Annotated in this window: 19 protein-coding genes and 1 tRNA gene; 14 read left to right on the top strand and 6 right to left on the bottom strand. The window is 64.2% G+C overall.

What is annotated here, in order from left to right; translation table 11 throughout:
- Positions 1–128: 128 nt before the first annotated feature.
- Entirely contained in the window at positions 129–1,046 is a 918-nt protein-coding gene (locus CK215_RS12815) for a peptidylprolyl isomerase (RefSeq protein WP_095831106.1), read from the bottom strand.
- Positions 1,047–1,309: 263 nt separating this feature from the next.
- Here CK215_RS12815 and secA point away from each other — a divergent pair, with 263 nt between their 5' ends.
- From secA to CK215_RS12780, 7 genes are all read left to right on the top strand, one after another.
- Positions 1,310–4,042, top strand: coding sequence for a preprotein translocase subunit SecA (gene secA, locus CK215_RS12810; RefSeq protein ID WP_095782409.1), 2,733 nt, complete (start codon positions 1,310–1,312; stop codon positions 4,040–4,042).
- A gap of 122 nt (positions 4,043–4,164) precedes the next feature.
- Positions 4,165–5,568, top strand: coding sequence for a lipopolysaccharide biosynthesis protein (locus tag CK215_RS12805; protein WP_095831105.1), 1,404 nt, complete (start codon positions 4,165–4,167; stop codon positions 5,566–5,568).
- Entirely contained in the window at positions 5,568–6,848 is a 1,281-nt protein-coding gene (locus tag CK215_RS12800) for a GNAT family N-acetyltransferase (RefSeq protein WP_095831104.1), read from the top strand. Before CK215_RS12805 ends, CK215_RS12800 begins: the two co-directional genes overlap by 1 nt.
- 70 nt (positions 6,849–6,918) lie before the next feature.
- Positions 6,919–8,073, top strand: coding sequence for a YncE family protein (locus CK215_RS12795; protein WP_095831103.1), 1,155 nt, complete (start codon positions 6,919–6,921; stop codon positions 8,071–8,073).
- Between the two features lie 173 nt (positions 8,074–8,246).
- Positions 8,247–8,567 carry a metalloregulator ArsR/SmtB family transcription factor gene (locus CK215_RS12790; protein ID WP_066990141.1) on the top strand — a complete coding sequence of 107 codons (321 nt, stop codon included), beginning with the start codon at positions 8,247–8,249 and terminating at the stop codon, positions 8,565–8,567.
- A 53-nt stretch (positions 8,568–8,620) separates the two neighbouring features.
- Positions 8,621–10,009 (top strand): NAD(P)-binding protein, encoded by a 1,389-nt coding sequence (locus tag CK215_RS12785; RefSeq protein WP_095831135.1) that lies wholly within the window; start codon positions 8,621–8,623, stop codon positions 10,007–10,009.
- Positions 10,010–10,023: 14 nt separating this feature from the next.
- The gene (locus CK215_RS12780) at positions 10,024–11,211 is read left to right on the top strand and encodes an MFS transporter (protein ID WP_095831102.1); all 1,188 of its coding nucleotides are present in this window, start codon (positions 10,024–10,026) and stop codon (positions 11,209–11,211) included.
- 114 nt (positions 11,212–11,325) lie between these two features.
- Here CK215_RS12780 and CK215_RS12775 read toward each other — a convergent pair.
- Positions 11,326–11,410, bottom strand: a tRNA-Leu gene (locus tag CK215_RS12775).
- A 265-nt stretch (positions 11,411–11,675) separates the two neighbouring features.
- On the opposite strand from CK215_RS12775, the gene CK215_RS12770 reads away from it, so the two are divergent.
- Positions 11,676–12,266: a YqaA family protein gene (locus CK215_RS12770; protein WP_095831101.1), complete on the top strand. Its 591-nt coding sequence runs from the start codon at positions 11,676–11,678 to the stop codon at positions 12,264–12,266.
- 125 nt (positions 12,267–12,391) lie between these two features.
- Positions 12,392–12,910 (top strand): disulfide bond formation protein B, encoded by a 519-nt coding sequence (locus CK215_RS12765; RefSeq protein WP_095799920.1) that lies wholly within the window; start codon positions 12,392–12,394, stop codon positions 12,908–12,910.
- 200 nt (positions 12,911–13,110) lie between these two features.
- Here the strand turns inward: CK215_RS12765 and CK215_RS12760 are convergent, their stop codons facing one another.
- Positions 13,111–13,668, bottom strand: a complete 558-nt coding sequence (locus tag CK215_RS12760; protein ID WP_040970486.1) for an HNH endonuclease — start codon at positions 13,666–13,668, stop codon at positions 13,111–13,113.
- Between the two features lie 110 nt (positions 13,669–13,778).
- The gene (locus CK215_RS12755; protein WP_095831100.1) at positions 13,779–14,438 is read right to left on the bottom strand and encodes a DNA-3-methyladenine glycosylase; all 660 of its coding nucleotides are present in this window, start codon (positions 14,436–14,438) and stop codon (positions 13,779–13,781) included.
- A gap of 92 nt (positions 14,439–14,530) precedes the next feature.
- Between CK215_RS12755 and gluQRS the strand changes: the two genes are divergently transcribed.
- A complete protein-coding gene (gene gluQRS, locus CK215_RS12750; RefSeq protein ID WP_095831134.1) occupies positions 14,531–15,406 on the top strand; it encodes a tRNA glutamyl-Q(34) synthetase GluQRS in 876 nt (291 codons plus the stop codon).
- Here the strand turns inward: gluQRS and CK215_RS12745 are convergent, their stop codons facing one another.
- Positions 15,407–15,694, bottom strand: a complete 288-nt coding sequence (locus CK215_RS12745; protein WP_066990158.1) for a hypothetical protein — start codon at positions 15,692–15,694, stop codon at positions 15,407–15,409.
- Positions 15,695–15,853: 159 nt separating this feature from the next.
- On the opposite strand from CK215_RS12745, the gene CK215_RS12740 reads away from it, so the two are divergent.
- Positions 15,854–16,756 (top strand): DMT family transporter, encoded by a 903-nt coding sequence (locus CK215_RS12740; RefSeq protein WP_067319647.1) that lies wholly within the window; start codon positions 15,854–15,856, stop codon positions 16,754–16,756.
- Here the strand turns inward: CK215_RS12740 and CK215_RS12735 are convergent.
- Positions 16,726–17,577 (bottom strand): YihY/virulence factor BrkB family protein, encoded by an 852-nt coding sequence (locus CK215_RS12735; RefSeq protein WP_066990164.1) that lies wholly within the window; start codon positions 17,575–17,577, stop codon positions 16,726–16,728. The genes CK215_RS12740 and CK215_RS12735 overlap by 31 nt on opposite strands.
- 58 nt (positions 17,578–17,635) lie before the next feature.
- Between CK215_RS12735 and CK215_RS12730 the strand changes: the two genes are divergently transcribed.
- From CK215_RS12730 to CK215_RS12720, 3 genes are read left to right on the top strand one after another with little or no spacing between them, the layout of a single operon-like run.
- Positions 17,636–18,502, top strand: coding sequence for an SDR family oxidoreductase (locus CK215_RS12730; protein WP_095831099.1), 867 nt, complete (start codon positions 17,636–17,638; stop codon positions 18,500–18,502).
- Positions 18,503–18,527: 25 nt separating this feature from the next.
- Positions 18,528–18,719: a twin transmembrane helix small protein gene (locus CK215_RS12725; RefSeq protein ID WP_066990167.1), complete on the top strand. Its 192-nt coding sequence runs from the start codon at positions 18,528–18,530 to the stop codon at positions 18,717–18,719.
- A 17-nt stretch (positions 18,720–18,736) separates the two neighbouring features.
- Positions 18,737–19,318 (top strand): cob(I)yrinic acid a,c-diamide adenosyltransferase, encoded by a 582-nt coding sequence (locus tag CK215_RS12720; RefSeq protein ID WP_066990170.1) that lies wholly within the window; start codon positions 18,737–18,739, stop codon positions 19,316–19,318.
- Positions 19,319–19,340: the final 22 nt, after the last annotated feature.

The raw sequence follows: 19,340 nt of genomic DNA, 5'->3' as shown, positions 1-19,340 counted from the left end.
GTCTGTTCAGGGGCGGGTCGCTTCAACATGACCCAGTGAATCAAAAACCCCCGGCAAACGCCCGGGGTTTGTCAGCAGTCTGAGGGCGCCCTAAGGCGCCCTTAGCACCATCTTTCAGGCTGGCCGGCTTACTTGCCGCTCTCCAGCGTGTCGACCGCCGACTTCAGCTTCGCGTCCGGGATCTCGATCTTAGCGGCGCCGCGCAATTCCTTGACCATGGCGAAATACTTGTCGCGGATGACGGCCTGCTTGGCCTGGTCCTTGACGTCGTCGAAGGCCGGCGGCTGCTTGGCGCGCTTGTCCTCGATCTTGATGACATGCCAGCCGAACTGCGACTGCACCGGCTCCTTGCTGTACTTGCCGACATCGAGCGCAAACGCGGCCTTGTCGAACTCCGGCACCATCTGTCCGGGACCGAACCAGCCGAGGTCGCCGCCATTCGACTTGCCGCTCGGGTCGCTGGTGTGCTCGTTGGCGAGCTTCTGGAAATCGGCGCCGCCGTCGAGCTGCTTGATGATCGCCTCGGCTTCTTCCTTCGTCTTCACGAGGATGTGACGGGCGTGGATCTCATTGACCGGCGGCGTGTTGGCGATTTCCTGGTCGTAGCGGGCGCGGACATCTGCATCCGTCACCTTGTCGACGACTTCCTTCTCGACGACCTCGCCGTGCAGGGCGCGCTGCTGCAGGAAGGCCATCCGACGCAGGAAATCGGCATCCTTGTCGAGGCCGCTGTCGACCGCTTTCTTGGCCATGACGCGGATTTCAATGGCCGCCGAAAGAGCAGCGGCGCGGCGCTGTTCCGGCGGCAGCTGCGCGAACTGCTGCGACAGCTCGCCTTCAGCCAGCGCGAGGTCGGCCTCGGTCAGCTTCTCGCCGTTGATGGTGGCGACCACGGCGTTGGGATCCACGGGAGCGGCTGCGGGAGCCGCTGCGCCCGGCTGGGCGGGCTTGGTTTCCTGCGCCATCAGCGGCGACAGCGAAAGAGCCGAGAGCCCGAAGGCCAAGCCAAGGCTGGCGAGCGACGCGCAGCGGAACGACAGGGACATCAAGATAACTCCAATGGGGATTGCCGATAAGGATCGCTTGAACGGGAAGGTTCCAGATCAGTCCGATTGTGGCGGAATTTGGCGCTGCCCATAGGGCTAACGCGGCGTTGACATCAGTTGAGCCCCCTCTTATCTGTCCAACGACTTGGCGTCCAGAACCGTTTTCCGGGCGCTTTTTGCGTTTGTCCGCATTCACGCGGATTTGATGGGCCCGCCAGGCGCCTGTCGCAAACGGCTAAAATTGCTATCGAAAGGACCATTGGATGGTCAGTCTCGGCGCTCTCGCGCGTAAGGTTTTCGGCTCTTCCAACGACCGCCGAGTCAAGGCGACCAGGCCCCGGGTCGAGGCCATCAATGGGTTGGAAAACGAGATGCGGGCGCTCTCCGATGCCGAGCTTGCCGGCCGCACCGAGAAATTCCGCCAGGACTTCGCCAATGGCGCCTCGCTCGACGACCTGCTGATCCCGGCCTTTGCCACGGTGCGAGAGGCGGCCCGCCGCGTTCTCGGCATGCGTCCCTTCGATGTCCAATTGATCGGCGGCATGGTGCTGCACAATGGCGGCATCGCAGAGATGCGCACCGGTGAGGGCAAGACGCTGGTCGCCACCTTGCCGGTCTATCTCAACGCGCTCGCCGGCAAGGGCGTGCATGTCGTCACGGTCAACGACTATCTTGCCAGGCGCGACGCCGAATGGATGGGCCGCGTCTACAAGTTCCTCGGCCTCACCGTCGGCATCATCGTCCATGGCCTCTCCGACGACGAGCGCCGCGAGGCCTACGCCGCCGACGTTACCTACGCCACCAACAACGAGCTCGGCTTCGACTATCTGCGCGACAACATGAAGTATGAGCGCTCGCAGATGGTCCAGCGCGGCCATGCCTACGCCATCGTCGACGAGGTCGACTCGATCCTGGTCGACGAGGCGCGCACGCCGCTGATCATTTCCGGTCCGCTCGAGGACCGCTCGGAAATGTACAACACCATCGACGCCTTCATGCTGAAGCTCGGCCCGGCCGACTACGAGGTCGATGAAAAGCAGAAAACCACGATCTTCACCGAGGACGGCACCGAGAAGCTGGAAAACATGCTGCGCGATGCCGGCCTGTTGAAGGGCGAGTCGCTCTACGACGTCGAGAACGTCGCCATCGTCCACCACGTCAACAATGCGCTGAAGGCGCACCTGCTGTTCCAGAAGGACAGGGACTACATCGTGCGCAACGGCGAGATCGTCATCATCGACGAGTTCACCGGCCGCATGATGCCGGGCCGCCGCTATTCGGAAGGCCTGCACCAGGCCCTCGAGGCCAAGGAGCATGTGCAGATCCAGCCGGAGAACCAGACGCTGGCCTCTGTCACCTTCCAGAACTATTTCCGCCTTTACAAGAAGCTCGCCGGCATGACCGGCACGGCGCTGACCGAGGCGGAGGAATTCGCCAACATCTACAATCTCGAAGTCACCGAGATCCCGACCAACCTGCCGGTCGCCCGCAGGGACGAGGACGACGAGGTCTACCGGACGGTGGAAGAGAAGTACAAGGCCATCGTCAAGGAGATCCGCGACGCCCGAGAGCGCGGCCAGCCGATCCTGGTCGGCACCACCTCGATCGAGAAATCCGAGCAGCTGGCCGAGCGCCTGCGCAAGGAAGGCGTCAAGAATTTCGAGGTGCTCAACGCCCGCCACCACGAGCGCGAGGCGGCTATCGTCGCCCAGGCCGGCAAGCCCGGCGCCATCACCATCGCCACGAACATGGCTGGACGCGGTACCGACATCCAGCTCGGCGGCAATGCCGACATGCGCATCGCGGAAGAACTGGCGGATATGCCCGCCGGCCCGGAGCGCGAGGCGCGCGAACAGCAGATCCGCGATGACGTCGCGCAGCTGAAGGAAAAGGCGCTGGCCGCCGGCGGACTCTACGTCTTGGCGACCGAGCGCCATGAATCGCGCCGCATCGACAACCAGCTGCGCGGACGTTCCGGCCGCCAGGGCGATCCTGGCCGTTCGAAATTCTTCCTGTCGCTGCAGGACGATCTGATGCGCATCTTCGGCTCCGAGCGCATGGACGGCATGCTGCAGAAGCTCGGCCTCAAGGAAGACGAGGCCATCATCCACCCGTGGATCAACAAGGCGCTGGAGAAGGCGCAGAAGAAGGTCGAGGCGCGCAACTTCGACATCCGCAAGAACCTGCTGAAATACGATGACGTCTCCAACGACCAGCGCAAGGTGGTTTTCGAGCAGCGCATCGAGCTGATGGATGGCGAAGGCCTGTCGGAGACGGTGGCCGAAATGCGCGAGGGCGTCATCGAGGAAATCGTCGCCAAGAACATCCCGGAAAACGCCTATGCCGAGCAGTGGAACGTCGCCGGCCTGAAGGAGGAAGTGGCGCAGTACCTCAATCTCGACCTGCCGATTGACGACTGGGTCAAGGAGGAGGGCATCGCCGAGGACGACATCCGCGAGCGCATCTCCGCCGCCGCCGAGGCAGCCGCCAAGGAACGCGCCGAGCGCTTCGGCCCCGACGTCATGAGCTATGTCGAGCGTTCGGTCGTGCTGCAGACGCTCGACCATCTGTGGCGCGAGCACATCGTCAACCTCGACCATCTGCGTTCGGTCGTGGGCTTCCGCGGCTATGCCCAGCGCGATCCGCTGCAGGAATACAAGGGCGAGGCCTTCGAGCTGTTCCAGGGCATGCTCGGCAATCTGCGCCAGGCCGTGACCGCGCAGCTGATGCGCGTCGAGCTGGTCCGCCAGGCGGCTGAAGCGCCGCCGCCGTCGGCGCCGGATATGTTCGGCAGCCATATCGACGGCACCACCGGCGAGGACGACTTCCAGGGCGGCGAGACGGCGTTGTTGGTCCGCCAGGAATCGCATGCCATGGTGGCACCGGAAAATCGCGATCCGAAGAATCCCGCGACTTGGGGCAAGGTCGGCCGCAACGAGGCCTGCCCCTGCGGCTCCGGCAAGAAATACAAGCACTGCCACGGCGCCTTCGCTTGATCCCCTTCCCTTCTTCTCCCCGGATATGACGGGGAGAAGGAAGCCCTCCACCCAACCGTTTCTTAATGTGTTTCGCATACACCGAAACCTTGGAAACAGGCGGAAAACGGAGAGTATTCGGGGTGCGCTTTTCCGCGGCGACGACTGCCGGGCGGTTCTTGCCGCAGCGCTGGGCGCTGCGCATGCGGCCGCTGCTTGGCCGCATCGACGCCGTGCTGTTCAGCGCCGACGAACGCGGCGAAGCCGGCCGCATGTCGCTGATCGCCTTTTCCATCCGCATCGTCAGCGCGGTCATCGCCTTCGTCAGCCAGGTGCTGATGGCACGCTGGATGGGCTCGTTCCAATACGGCATCTTCGTGCTGGTCTGGGTGACGATGGTCATCGTCGGCAATCTCGCCTGCCTCGGCTTCCACACCTCGGTCATCCGTTTCATTCCCGAGTATCGCGAGCGCGGCATGCTCGCCGAGCTGCGCGGCATCGTGCTGGCGAGCCGGCTGTTCGTGCTGGTCGCTTCGACGGTGATCGCGGGGCTGGGCGCGCTCGGCGTCTGGCTCGCCTCGCCCTGGATCGAGAACTACTACGTCATTCCCTTCATCCTCGGCGTCATCAGCCTGCCGATGATCGCGATGGGCGACCTTCTTCAGGGACTGGCGCGGGCGAACTCATGGGCGCTGTTCGCGCTGTCGCCGACCTATCTGGTGCGGCCGGTGCTGATCCTGGTGTTCATGGCGCTTATGCTCGCCATGCACTACGTGCCGGATGCCAAGACCGCGATCTTCGCCTCGATCGCCGCCACCTATACCACGACGCTCGGCCAACTGATGGGCGTCACCTCGCGCATGGACAAGCAGATCCCGGCCGGGCCGATGACCGTGCATTTCGGCCGGTGGTTCCTGGTCTCGCTGCCGATCTTCCTGGTCGAGAGTTTTTTCTTCCTGCTCACCAATGCCGACGTGCTGATGGTTGGCGCCTATCTCGAGCCCAATGACGTCGCCGTCTATTTCGCCACCGTGAAAACGCTGGCTCTGGTGCATTTCGTCTATTTCGCCGTCAAGGCGGGCGTTGCCCAGCGCTATGCGCAATTCACCCATGGCGAGCCGGAAAGGCTCGCCGCCTTCGCCCGCGAGACCGTCTCCTGGACCTTCTGGCCCTCGCTTGCGATGGCGCTGCTGGTGCTGGCGCTCGGCGAGCCGATGCTGGTGCTGTTCGGCCCTGAATTCACCGCCGGCTATCCGCTGCTTTTCCTGCTGGTTTTCGGCGTCGTCGCGCGCGGCGCCGTCGGCCCCTGCGAAAGCTTGCTCACCATGAGCGGCAACCAGAACATCTGCGCCGCCGTCTATGCCATGACGCTCGCGCTGAATATCGCTCTCAATGTGGTTCTGATCCCGCTCTTCGGCCTCTGGGGCGCGGCGATCGCCACCAGCCTCGCCATGGTCTTCGAGGCCGGCGCGCTGTCCTTCACCGTCTGGCGCAAGCTCGGCATCGTCATGGCGATCTTCGTGCCCGCAAATAAGGAAGTCGCCTGATGGCCGCCATTCCGCTGCTTGAAGAGACCAGCGGCGGCCCCGCCGGCGCCATGGTGTCGGGCCTTGCCGGCCTCGTCAGGGAGGCCGATCCCGCCCATATCGAGCTCTTCGCCAACAACCGGCCGGAGCGCAAGCTCGCGATCTATCCCGCCTCGGCCGGCTTCGACCTGGTCGAGGAGCTCGACTATCTTAGCGCTCGCACGATCGAGCCCAACGTCTTCTTCAACCCGCGCTTCCTGGCGCCGGCCATGCCGAGGCTCGAGGACCGCGAAGTGCGGCTGGCCGTGATCCGCGACGGCGACGAGTTCCGCAACCGGCTGCGGCTCCTTGTGCCGTTCTCGGTCGAGCGCCCCGCAATTCCGCTCGGCGTGCCGGTCATGCGCACATGGTCGAGCCCGTTCGGCCCGCTCGGCACGCCGCTGGTCGATCGTGATGATCCGGTCGGCGTCATCGAGGATTTCTTCTCGATGCTGTCCAGGCCGCATCTCAAATTGCCGAAGGTCTTCGTGCTCCCCGACATCAAGCTGGACGGCCCGGTGGCGAGCCTGCTCACCTCCTTTGCCGACAGCCGCGGCCTGACCCTGGTCGTCACCGGCAAGGCCGAGCGCCCCGTGCTGGAAAGCGATGCCGATGGCGACGACTACCTCAAGGCCTCGCTGCGCGCTCATCACTATCGTGAATTCCGCCGGCTGAAGCGGCGCCTCGCCGGCCTTGGCAAGCTGGACCATGTGGTGGCGCGCGGACCGGACGAGATCCGCCACGCCATCGAAAGCTTCCTGACACTGGAGGCGGCCGGCTGGAAGGGCCGCGAGCGCACGGCCATGGCGATCGACCGCTACCGCGCCGCCTTCGCCCGCGAGGCGGTGCACAGGCTCGCCGAGCACGACATGTGCCGCATCCACACACTGACGCTCGAGGGCCGTACGATCGCTTCTCTCGTCGGCTTCGTCGAAGCGGGCGTCGCCTACACCTGGAAGACGGCTTATGACGAGACGCTCTCGGCCTATTCGCCGGGCACACTGCTGATGATCGAGGTGACCAAGCAGCATCTCGATGATCCTAATGTCGCCATGACCGATTCCTGCGCGGTGCCCGACCATCCGGTGATGAGTCGCCTGTGGACGGAGCGCAAGCCGATGGGCACGCTGGTGGTCGGCCTGACGCCCGACGCCGACCGGCCGGCCCGCCAGGCGGCCTCGCAGCTCCATCTCTACCGCGAGACCCGCAACATGGCGCGGCTCCTGCGCAATCGCATGCGGAGCCTATTGAAAAGGCGCTAGCTGAAAGGCCGCATACCGGCTATGGCATCCGGCGGCCGAGCCGCCATGCCTTCTTCACAAAGCAATCCAGATGTTCGAAACCTTCCTGCGCTTCGCCCGCCTCAGTGCGCCGCTTGTCCTGCTCGCCATGCTCCCGGCGCGAGCCTTCGCCGAGTCCTGCCCCGAGGATTGCTCCGAGCCCGCGCCCGTCGACATCTACAGCCACACCACCGCCGGCCATATGGCTCCAGCCGCGGCAGCTGCGTTGCCGCGCGTTTATGTGCCCAACCGTTCCTCGAACAGCGTTTCCGTCATCGACCCGGCGACGCTGAAGGAGGTCGACAGGTTTCCGGTCGGCAGCAAGCCGCAGCACGTCGTTCCTTCCTGGGACCTGAAGACGCTTTGGGTGGCCAATAACGGCACCGGCAAGAACGGCAGCCTGACGCCGATCGACCCGACGACCGGAAAGCCCGGCAAGCAGGTGCCGGTCGACGACCCCTACAACATGTACTTCATGCCGGACGGCAGCGCCGCCATCATCGTCGACGAGGCCCTGAGGCGGCTCGATCTGCGCGATCCGCGGACCATGGCGCTGCAAGCCGTCATCCCGACGCCGGCCTGCCCCGGCATCAACCATGCCGATTTCGCGGCCGACAATTCCTATGCGATCTTCACCTGCGAATATGGCGACGGCGGACTGGCCAAGATCGACCTGAAGAACCGCAAGGTGCTCGGCCCTCTCGACCTGTCGAAGATGGGCATGCCGCAGGACATAAGGCTCTCGCCCGACGGCAAGGTCTTCTACGTCGCCGATATGATGAATGACGGCGTCTTTCTGATCGAAGGCGACAGCTTCAAGGAGATCGGCTTCATTCCGACGGGCATTGGCGCGCATGGCTTCGTCGTCAGCCGCGACGGCAAGCGGCTCTATGTGTCGAATCGCGGCTCGCACAAAATGGAGCAAGGCCGCGCCGACGGGCCGGGCAGCGTGACGGTGATCGACTTCGCGACGCGCTCGGTCGTCGCCCAATGGCCGATCCCCGGCGGCGGCAGCCCCGACATGGGCAATGTCAGCGCCGACGGCAAGCAGCTCTGGCTCTCCGGCCGCTTCGACAGCGAGGTCTATATGATCGACACGACGTCGGGCGCCGTGACGAAGATCCGCGTCGGCGTCGAGCCGCACGGCCTGACGGTGTGGCCGCAGCCGGGGCGCTACTCGCAGGGGCATACGGGGAATATGCGGTAGGGTGTCGGTGACCTGCAAATGCTGACGACCTCAATCCCAATGGAGCCTTGGCACCATGTCCGCTGCCCTTCCGCGACGGCTCCCTGCCGATGCACTTGGAACTCGTCTGACCATATTTCGATCATTGTCGAAATAGAGTTGACCGGCGGCGGCGGAGGGTGCAGTCTATTTCCATGAAACTCGAACAAGCCGCAAAACAGCTCGAAGCCATCGGCAACCCGACACGGCTCAAGCTCTATCGCACACTGGTCAGAGCCGGCGAAGCTGGCCGGCCGGTGGGGTACTTGCAAGACACCCTTGGCATCGCGGCCTCGACACTGTCCCATCACCTGCATCGCCTCATTCTGACCGGCCTCGTGACGCAGGAGCGTCAGGCGACGACCCTCATCTGCCGGGCCAACTATCCTATCATGCGCGACTTGATCGGCTTCCTGGCTGACGAGTGCTGTGCTGACGCAGCTTGCGGCGCGACGGAGAGCGACGCGGCGGCATAGCCTCTTTTTTTGCATCGTATTTCGATGATCCCGGAAGGATGGAAAAAATGTCAATGAATGACCCTGACGCCCTCCCTGTCGCCGTCATCGGAGCCGGCCCGGTCGGCTTGGCGGCTGCCGTCCAACTCATCCAAAGGGGGCTCCCGGTGAAGGTCTATGAGGCCGGCGCTGGCATCGCCACAAATCTCAAGGACTGGGGCCATGTCCGGGTGTTCACGCCTTGGCGCTACTGTGTTGATCAGGCGGCCCGAAAGCGTCTTGAGGAGAGCGGCTGGGCGATGCCCAAGCCCGAGGCGTTCCCCACCGCTGATGAACTGATTGCCCGCTACCTCGAGCCGCTAGCAAGGCTCCCTGAACTCTCCTCGTCCATCGAAACCAGTGCGCGCGTGATTGCCGTTTCGCGCTGGGGCGCAGACAAGGTCTTGAGCAAAGATCGAAAGGCGCGACCGTTCATGCTGGTGGTCGAAACCGGGGAAGGCATCAGGCGCGACAGTGCACGGGCCGTCATTGACGCCTCAGGCACGTGGCAGACGCCAAATCCACTTGGGGCCGGTGGTGTCCCGGCGGAGGGCGAAGCGGAGTTCGCAGACAAGATTGCCTATGGCATTCCCGACATTCTCGGCCGCGACCGCACCCTTTATGCCGGCCGCGCCACGCTTGTTGTCGGTTCGGGCCATTCGGCCGCCAATGCCCTGCTCGATCTCGATAGGCTGGCTGCGGTTGAGCCGGGAACCGCTTTTGTCTGGGCGACACGCGGGACCGATCTGGTTCGCATTTACAGCGGCGGAGACTTGGATCAACTGCCGGCGCGCGGTGAGCTTGGTTCTGACGTTCGCGAACTGGCGGAGAGCGGGCGCACAAAGCTCGTCACTGGGTTCGCGACACTGGCCATCCGAAGCGCAATCGGCCGCCTGACAGTCGAAGGTCAGACGAAGGACGGCCTACAAACCCTCGGTCCTTTCGACCGCATCATCGCGGCGACCGGTCAGCGGCCCGATCTGTCCCTCACCCGCGAACTTAGGCTTGACCTCGATCCGTGGCTTGAGGGCGTAAAGGCGCTGGGGCCTCTGATCGACCCCAACGAGCACTCCTGCGGCGATGTTCCCCCGCACGGCCATCGCGAACTGAGCCACCCCGAGCCCGATTTCTACACTGTCGGCATCAAGAGCTACGGCCGCGCCCCGACCTTCTTGCTGCTGACCGGGTATGAACAGGTGCGGTCGGTCGCGGCAGCCCTCGCTGACGACATGGCGGCTGCGGATGCGGTGCAACTGGTGCTACCCGAAACCGGCGTCTGCACGGTTCCCCAGTCGACCATACGCGCGACCGCTGGCGGATGCTGTGGTGGTCCCGCTTCTTCCGAGGCTGACGCCTGTTGTGTCGCCGATGCTGAAGCGAAGGCCGCTGGCAAGGGTGGCTGCGGGTGCGGGGTGGCAGCCTAATCGCATCACGCCCGATGAAACGCAGTCGCCGAACGATCATCACCGTCCTCGGGCTGACCCAGATCATGGCCTGGGGGTCCACCTATTACCTGCCGGCGGTGATTGCACCAAAGGTCGCCGCCGACACCGGCTGGCCGCTGCCTTGGGTCGTGGGTGGATTATCGCTTGGCCTGCTGGTCGCCGGGCTGATTTCACCTCGCGTCGGCTCGTCCATTGAGCGCCACGGCGGCCGGAACATTCTAGCGTTCAGCGCCGGATGCATCGGCATCGGCCAGATCGGGCTCGCTGCCTCGCCGAACCTTGCCGCCTACATCGCAGCGTGGCTCGTTGTTGGGCTTGGAATGGGGGCGGGCTTGTACGATGCCGCCTTCGCGACCCTCGGCCGGCTCTACGGACATAGCGCGCACTCGGCCATCACAACCCTTTCGCTGTTCGGCGGCTTCGCCAGCACGTTCTGTTGGCCGATCTCGGCCTTCCTGATGGGCGAGACGGGCTGGCGCGGCACATGCCTCGTCTATGCTTCGGTGCAGTTGTTCTTCGCCCTGCCCCTCTATCTCGGAATGTTGCCGCGTCGGGTGCCGCTGCCGAGCGTCACAGATCGGCCGGGAAAGGAGCAGGTGGGCACCCCAGTTCAGCCGGCCGCAGTGCCGATCATGGTCGTCCTGGCTGCCACGCTGACCTTGGCGGCGGTCATTTCGTCGACGGTGTCAGTTCATCTCCTCACCATCTTGCAGGCCAGCGGCATGGCGCTCGCCGCTGCCGTTGGGCTCGGGGCACTGGTCGGCCCCGCTCAGGTGTCGGCGCGTGCCGTCGAGATGATCATCGCCCGCTACCATCATCCCATCTGGACCAAGTTCGCGTCGGTGAGCTTCGTCGCCATCGGCATTGGTGCGCTCTGCGTCGGGGTTCCGGTGGTGCCTGTGGCGCTGGCGTTCTACGGTGCAGGCATCGGCCTCGAAACGATAGCGCGAGGCACGCTGCCGCTCGCTCTGTTCGGTCCGTCGGGATACGCGAGACTGATGGGGCGACTTGCCATGCCCAGCTTGATCGCTCAAGCAGCAGCGCCGTCTGTCGGAGCGCTATTGTTGGAGCATGTGGGCGCTCACGGCACTCTAGCAGCTCTCGCTGGCTTGGCGCTGCTGAACGTCGGACTGGCGTGTAGCCTTGGCTGGCTGATCTTCCGTCGTCGAACCTTAAATTAGAGGTACAGGCGCAGTGATGCTTTGTAACCGGCCGGTAGCCCTGTGAAGCGGTTGGCCAGCCTATGAAGCTCCGTCACTTCGGCAACTGCCTGGTTGAAGATCAAAGAGACCAATTGGTGCCCCTAGCCGGGATCGAACCAGCACTCCTTGCGGAACTCGATTTTGAGTCGAGCGCGTCTACCAATTCCGCCATAGGGGCTCAGGCCGGGCGGCCTGGATGGGCGCGGACTATACGGGTGGACAGGCTTTCGTCAACTGGCCTGTTGCCGATTTGCAGGCGCTGCCTGCACCCGGCCATGCCTTTCAGTCTCGTGCAGGTGCCGCCATTGTGCGGCGCGGAAAATCTTTCTAGACAGGGGATGCGTTGAGGCGTCTCGGATCCCGAAGGGTGGATGCGGCGCTTTGGAACCTTGTCTTCCTGCCACCCGGTGTCCAAAACCACTGCGCGCTTTTCAGGAGAGCCGATGCTTCGCGGACTTTACGACTGGACCATGTCCCTGGCGGCAAGGAAATCGGCCGAATGGTGGCTGGCCTTCATCGCCTTCGTCGAAAGCTCCGTCTTTCTGGTGCCGGCCGACGTGCTCTATCTGCCCATGGCGCTGTCCAAGCCGGAGCGCGCCTATCGCTACGCGCTGGTGGCAACGGTGGCCTCGGTGCTCGGCGGCGTCGCCGGCTGGTTCATCGGCCACTACGCCTACGAGGCAGTCGCCAAGCCGATTCTGGAATTCTACGGCAAGTATGACGAGTTCGAGCAGCTGCGCACCTCATCCGGCGTCGGCTTCATCGTCCTGATGCTGATCACCTCGGGCGCGGCGCATTTGCCGCCGATCAAGGTCGTGACGATCTTGTCGGGCGTCATCGGCGTCAACCTCCTGCTGTTCATCGTGCTGGCGATCGTTGCGCGCGGCGCCCGTTTTCTGCTGCTTGCCTGGCTGCTGCGCCGCTACGGCGAGTCGATCAGAGAGTTCATCGAGAAACGGCTGGGCATGATCGTCAGCGCCGGCGCCGCTGCCCTTATTTTGCTCTATATCGCGGTCAGATACGCCCACGGATAATGCATGTCGCCCAAAAGTGCGCAGCGGTTTTGGGAGAACGACATGCATCGAAACAAGACTCAAGCGCGGCGCCTGAATTCATTTCTGCGCGGCGCTTTAGTCGCCAGGCGAACGGATCACGACCGATGACAGCGACCATGACTGCCGACACTGGACGCCAGCGGACGCGTGCCGCGCTGTTCCTGGCCGTCGCCATGGCAGCGACCGTCGGCTCGGCGCTCGCCTTCCAGTATATCGGCGGCTACATTCCCTGCCATCTCTGCCTGGAGCAGCGCACGCCCTATTATATCGGCGCGCCGCTGATGCTGGTGGCGGCCGTTGCCTCGATGCTGCGCGCACCGGCCTGGCTGACGCGCGGCCTGCTGGGAATCGGTGGCCTCTTGATGCTCTACGGCCTCTATCTCGGCGTCTACCACTCCGGCGTCGAATGGGCCTGGTGGCCCGGCCCCGCCGACTGCACGGCCGGCGCCGGTCCGGTCGACACCGGCGGCAAGGGCGTGCTCGACGCGCTGGACAAGTTCGTGCCGCCCTCGTGCGACAAGGCCGCGCTTCGCATCCTCGGCCTGTCGCTCGCCGGTTGGAATGCCATCGCCAGCCTCATCCTGGCCGCCGTCGCCTTACGCTGCGCGCTCGCGCGCGACTGAGCTACACAGCCGTAGTGACGGGGAGAAAAGAGGCCGTCATCAATGGCTTCGCCAATGATCGACCTTGCAGAACGGGTGTCGTCGTGGCGGACAGTTCCTTCTCCCCGAAACTAAACGGAGAGAAGGTGGCGCCAGCCGGATGAGGGCAACGCCGAAGATCGGCAATTTGTCGTTGCATGGCCGGTCGATTGTGCCGAACTCTACGGCTCCAATTCGACATCCCAGTACAGATAGTCCATCCAGCTTTCATGCAGATGGTTGGGCGGGAACAGGCGGCCGTTGTTGTGCAGATCGTGCACGGTCGGCTGATAGGGTTTTTGCAGCGGCCACATCTTGGCCTGCGCCGGCATCATGCCGCCTTTCCTGAGATTGCAGGGCGAGCAGGCGGCCACGACGTTCTCCCAGGTCGTCGCCCCGCCGCGATGGCGCGGGATGACATGGTCGAAGGTGAGATCGTCGGTCGTGCCGCAATACTGGCACTGAAAGCGGTCGCGCAGAAAGACGTTGAAGCGGGTGAAGGCAGGATGCCGCGACGGCTTCACATAGGCCTTCAGACTCACCACGCTCGGCAGCTTCATCGAGAAGGTCGGCGAGGAGACGGCGTGTTCGTATTCGGCGACGATATTGACCCGGTCGAGGAAGACAGCCTTGATGGCGTCCTGCCACGACCAGAGCGACAGGGGGTAATAGCTGAGCGGACGGTAATCCGCATTCAGCACCAGCGCGGGAAGCCCATCCGGAGATACGGCAACCGTCACGTAGTTGGCCTCCTTCGTTCCAAACCGAACGCCACGGATACTGTAAGCCCGACATGACAGGGATGTGAAGCGGATTGTCGTTCGGCGAAACGTTCAAAAACGCATGATTTTCATGCTTTTTCGGCCATCTCGACAGGCGGCGCCGCGTCCCTGCCCTTCAATTCCCGATAGTAGGCCCAGAAAAGCCGCGACGCGACCCCTCGCCACGGGCTCCATGATTCGGCCAGTCGAATCAGTGTTTTCTCCGGCGGACGAGGGTCGATGCCCAGGGCGTGGCCGACCGCCGTCTGCAGCGCGACGTCGCGCGCGGGAAACACATCGGGGTGACCGGCGGCGAACAGCAGGTAGCACTCCGCCGTCCACGGTCCGATGCCCGGCACCGCCGTCATCGCCGCGATCGCCTCGTCGGCGTCGAGCGAGCAGAGATGGTGGAGGTCAAGCCCGCCGGCCACGGCTTGCGCGATGGCCATCAGCCCGCGCTGCTTCGGCCGCGACAGGCCGGCCTGGCGGAAAATATCCTCGCCGGCGCAAAGGATGCCTTCCGGCGTCAGCGGATCGACCAGCCTGATCAGCCGGCCAAAAATGGCATCGGCGCTGGCGCGGGACACCTGCTGCGAGACGATGATCGACGCGAGGCTGCCGAATCCGGGCTCGGAGAGCCTGAGCGGCACCTCGCCGGCCATGCCGCGTACCTTCTCCAGCCGTGGATCGAGCACGCAGAGCGCCTCGAGTCCTGCCGCAATGTCGTCGAGTGAGGCGATGCGTTGCACGTTTGCTTGTTCCCAGGGCGCTCATGAAGTGGCAATTGATGGCTAACTATCAACCGGCGGAAGCGCCTTTCAACCCGAATGCCGTCCGAGACATGACGCTCCTGACATTCCGCTTCGCGCCGAGCCCCAATGGCGAGTTGCATCTCGGCCATGCCTATTCGGCGTTGCTGAACCGGCAAATGGCGGCGCGGGCGGGAGGACGGCTGTTGCTGCGCATCGAGGACATTGACATCACCCGCTGCACCCCGGAATTCGAGGCCGGCATATTCCGCGACCTGGAATGGCTGGGGTTCGAATGGGAAGAGCCCGTGCGGCGCCAGTCCGAACACTTTTCCGAATACAGGGCCGTGCTCGACCGGCTGATCGCCGAGGAACTCGTCTATCCCGCCTTCATGAGCCGCGGCGAGATCCGCGCCTTCATTGCCGAGACCGAGAAACGCGGCCGCGATTGGCCGCGCGACCCCGACGGCGTGCCGCTTTATCCGCCGCTCGACAAGGCACTTCCGTCTAAGGAGCGCAGGCGGCGCATTGCCGAGAACACGCCTTTTGCCTGGCGGCTCGACATCGAGGCAGCCATGGCGCGCATGCCGGGCGCCTTGTCATGGGTCGAGTTCACCGACGAGGCCATGGCCGCGACGCAAACGGTCGACGCATCGCCGCAGGCCTGGGGCGACGTCGTCGTGGCGCGCCGCGATATCCCGACCAGCTACCATCTCGCAGTCGTCGTCGACGACGCGCTGCAGGGCGTCAGCCATGTCGTGCGTGGTCAGGACCTTTACGCGGCGACCAGCGTGCAGCGCTTGTTGCAGGACCTGCTCGGCCTCCCCGCGCCGCGCTACTTCCACCATCGGCTGATCCTCGGCTCGGACGGGCGGAAGCTGTCCAAGAGTTTCAAGGACACCGGTCTTGCCGCACTCAGGCAGGCAGGCGTCTCGCCGCAGGATGTCATGCGGCTCGTTGGGCTTTAACTACAAGCGAGCCAGTCCGGCCTTGATCAGCGCCATCACGCTGATGAAGACGAAGGCGCCGCTCAATCCCCATGCCACAGCTAGCTTGATATCCCGGAAGGTGATGCCGTGCTCATTGGCGATCATCACCGCGACGAAGAAGCCCAGCGTGAAGAGCAGCGTGTTGCCGGTCGAGCCGAAGCCGTCGTCCTTCATGATGGCATCGAGCGCGGTACCGAAGAAGAATCCGAAAACCGCGACGGTGGCGACCGCGAACAGCAGCCATGTCGTCCCGAGATGCAAAAGCATGCCTGCTCATGGCGTGCCTTAACGCCATGCCCCTCTTGGCACCGTTGTTGAATTCGGATGAGCTTATGGATCAACCGTTTCGTTTTGCTTGCCGAATTGATCGGCATTAGAGCAATTGCCGACATTAACTTTTCACGCGCAGCCAGAGCCCTCCTTCCAATGCACAGCATCAAGCGGTTCATCCCCGCCTCTTTCGTCGTTCTGTGGGCGACCGGCTTCATCGGCGCGCGCTATGCCATGCCATGGGCGGAGCCTTTCACCTTCCTCGCCATCCGCTTCGTGCTGGCGGCGATCCTGTTTGCGGGACTGACTGTCCTTATCGGCTCGCGACGGGCCACCCGCGAGGAGGCGCTTCATGCGACGGTGGCCGGCGTCCTAATGCACGGCGTCTATCTGGGCGGCGTCTTCTGGGCGATCCACAGAGGCATGCCGGCCGGGCTTTCGGCGCTGATCGTCGGCCTGCAGCCGCTGATCACGGCGGTGCTCGCCGGCAAATTTCTCGGCGAGGCGATCCTGCCGCGCCATTGGGCGGGCCTTGCCGTCGGGCTTCTGGGCGTCGTCATCGTGCTGTGGCCGAAGCTCGGCATGATTGGCGGCGGCGTTACCGCGGCAACGCTGACGGCCTCGCTGGTCTCGGTGCTCGGCATGGCCGCTGGTACGATCTGGCAAAAGCGCTTCGCCTCCGGCGGCGACCTCGTCTCGGCGACCATGTGGCAGTATGTCGGCGGCTCGGTCGTCACGATCCTGGGGTCGCTCGCCTTCGAGACGCGCACCATCACCGTCAACGGCGAGCTCATCTTTGCCATGGCATGGCTGGTGCTGGTGCTGTCTCTCGGCGCCATCTTCCTGTTGATGGTGATGATCAGGGACGGCGAGATGTCGAAGGTCGCATCGCTGTTCTATCTTGTGCCCGCCGTCACCGCCGTCATCGCGTGGGCTCTGTTCGGCGAAGAGCTCACTCTGCTGCAGATCGCCGGCATGGCGATCGCCACTTTGGGCGTCGGGCTCGCGACCGCCCGTCAGGACAGAGCTCAACCCACGCGGGCGCGCGCCTCGAGATAGCGGCTGATCGCGGCATTGAGCTCGCCGCCAAGGATGAAAATGGCCGAGATGATGTAGAGGAACACCACCGCGATCATGATCGAGGCCAACCCCGCATAGGTCGTCACATAGGACGAGAAATGGTCGAGATAGGTGGCGAAGATGGTCGAGCCGGCCAGCCACGCGACCAGCGTGAAGACGATGCCCGGAACGATGGAAACGAAGCGGCGCTTGCCGGCCGGCAGCCAGATATGCACCGCGAACAGGCCGATGACGATGACCGTCGAGGCGATCACGTAACGCCATATGGTGATCGTGCCCATATAGGGCTTGATCCATTCCAGATGCGCCTCGGCCAGCCGCGCGAGCAGGGGCGCGAGCACCAGAAGCACGCTGACGGCGAGAAAGCAGGCCGTCGCGATCAGCACGAAGACGATGCTCTGCACCCGGCGGTGGATGATGCCGCGCGTCTCGGTAACGCGATAGGCGCGGTTGAGCGAGGTCCTTAGCGCCTCGATGCCGTTCGAGGCGAAGTAGGCGGCTAAGAGCACGCCGTAGGTCAGGAGGTCGCTGCGCCGCACGGTGAGCACATTCTGCACCTCGCGCGCGATCGGCTTGGCAATCTGCTCCGGCCAGGTGTCGAAGACCAGATGCACGGCCGTGTCGGCGAAGGCGCGCGCGCCGAGAAAGCTGGCCAGCGTCGTTGCGAAGATCAGGAACGGAAACAGCGCCATCAGCGAGGTGATCGCCAGATGGCTGGCCATTGCCCAGCCATCGTCGGTGGTGAAATGGCCGATCGCATCGTAGAGCACGCGCTTGACCGCGACGATATTCCTGAGCAAGGACCCGCGCTCCGCTCGATTGTGTCGACGCCGCGAATATGGGAAGGGATTGCGGCAAATGGCAACCCCAGGTCCCACAACGTTGCCCACCGCTGAACAGTTGCGCAGCATCATCGTCACCGGCACCTCCTCCGGCATAGGCGCCTATTGCGCGCGGGCATTGAAGGCGGAAGGCTGGCGCGTGTTCGCCACGGCTCGCGCACCGGCCGACATCGCCGCGCTCGAGGCGGAGGGCATCGAAGCCTTCTATCTCGACTATCGCGAGCCCGAGTCCATCGCCGCCTTGGCCGAGGCCGTGCTGGAGCGCACGGGCGGCACGCTCGACGCGCTGTTCAACAATGGCGCCTACGCGCAACCCGGTGCCGTCGAGGACCTGCCGGTCGAAGCGCTGCGCGAGCAGTTCGAAGCCAATTTCTTCGGCTGGCACGACCTGACCCGCCGCGTCGTGCCGGTCATGCGCCGCCAGGGGCACGGTCGCCTCGTCCACTGCTCCTCGATCCTGGGGCTCGCCCCGGTCCGTTTTCGCGGCGCCTATTCGGCGTCGAAACATGCCGTCGAAGGCCTGATGCTTTGCCTGCGCCAGGAGCTCGCAGGCAGCGGCATTCATGTCTCGTTGATCGAGCCGGGGCCGGTGACCTCGAAGATCGCCAGCAACGGCCTGGTATGGTTCTTGAAGAACATCGACGTCGAGAACTCCGTTCACCGCGCCGACTACCAGGCGCAGCTCGCGCGGCTCAAGGCCGGCGGCAGCGTCTCGCGTCTGAAGCCCGGACCTGAGGTGGTCCATGCTGCCTTGCGCCACGCGCTTCTGTCACAGCGCCCCCACCCGCATTATGTGGTAACGGTGCCGGCCAGAATCGGCGTGGCGCTTAAGCGCATCCTGCCGGCCTCGATGCTCTACCGCGTGCTCGCCAGGCGGGCCTGACCGAAACCCAACTGGAGCCAGCCCCATGGCAACCGTCTTCAACATCCTCGCCATAGTCGTCATGGCTGCCGTCGTGGTCGTGCTGATCCGCGGCCTCGTCAACATGATGCGCGGCGGCTCCGGCTTCACCTCCAACAAGCTGATGCAGGCCCGCGTGCTGCTGCAGTTCATAGCTCTGGTGCTCATCATGCTGACCGTCTACTTCACCCGTAAGTAACGGGCCGGGAGGAGAACGTGGTCAAGCTCAACAAGATCTATACCCGTACCGGCGACGACGGGACCACCGGTCTGGGCAGCGGCGAGCGGCGCCTGAAGTCAGATCTTCGCGTCGAAGCCTACGGCACCGTGGACGAAGCAAATGCCTGCGTCGGCATGGCGCGCGTCCACACCGCAACCGATCATCCGGCGATCGACGCCATGCTCTCCCGCATCCAGAACGATCTTTTCGACCTCGGCGCCGACCTTGCGGTGCCGGACAACGGCAAACCGCTCGGCTACGAGCCGCTGCGCATCGTCGCCGCGCAGACCGGGCGCGTCGAAAAGGACATCGATGCTCTCAACAAGGACCTGCAGCCGCTGAAATCCTTCGTGCTGAACGGCGGCACGCCTGCCGCGGCAGCCCTGCATCTTGCGCGCACCGTAACACGGCGCGCCGAGCGCCTCATGGTGGCTCTGGCGCAGGACCCGGCCGAGCACGTCAACCGCGAAGCGCTGAAATACGTCAACCGCGTCTCCGACTTCCTGTTCGTCGCCGCCCGGGCGGTCAATGACAACGGAATTGCCGACGTGCTATGGGTTCCCGGCAAGAACCGCTGACAACCGGGTATGGCGGGAGGGT

The sequence above is a fragment of the Mesorhizobium sp. WSM3864 genome (assembly GCF_002294955.1).
Taxonomy (GTDB): Bacteria; Pseudomonadota; Alphaproteobacteria; order Rhizobiales; family Rhizobiaceae; genus Mesorhizobium.
Note: the sequence above shows the minus strand (reverse complement) of the source record. Positions and strands in the feature narration are given on the sequence as shown.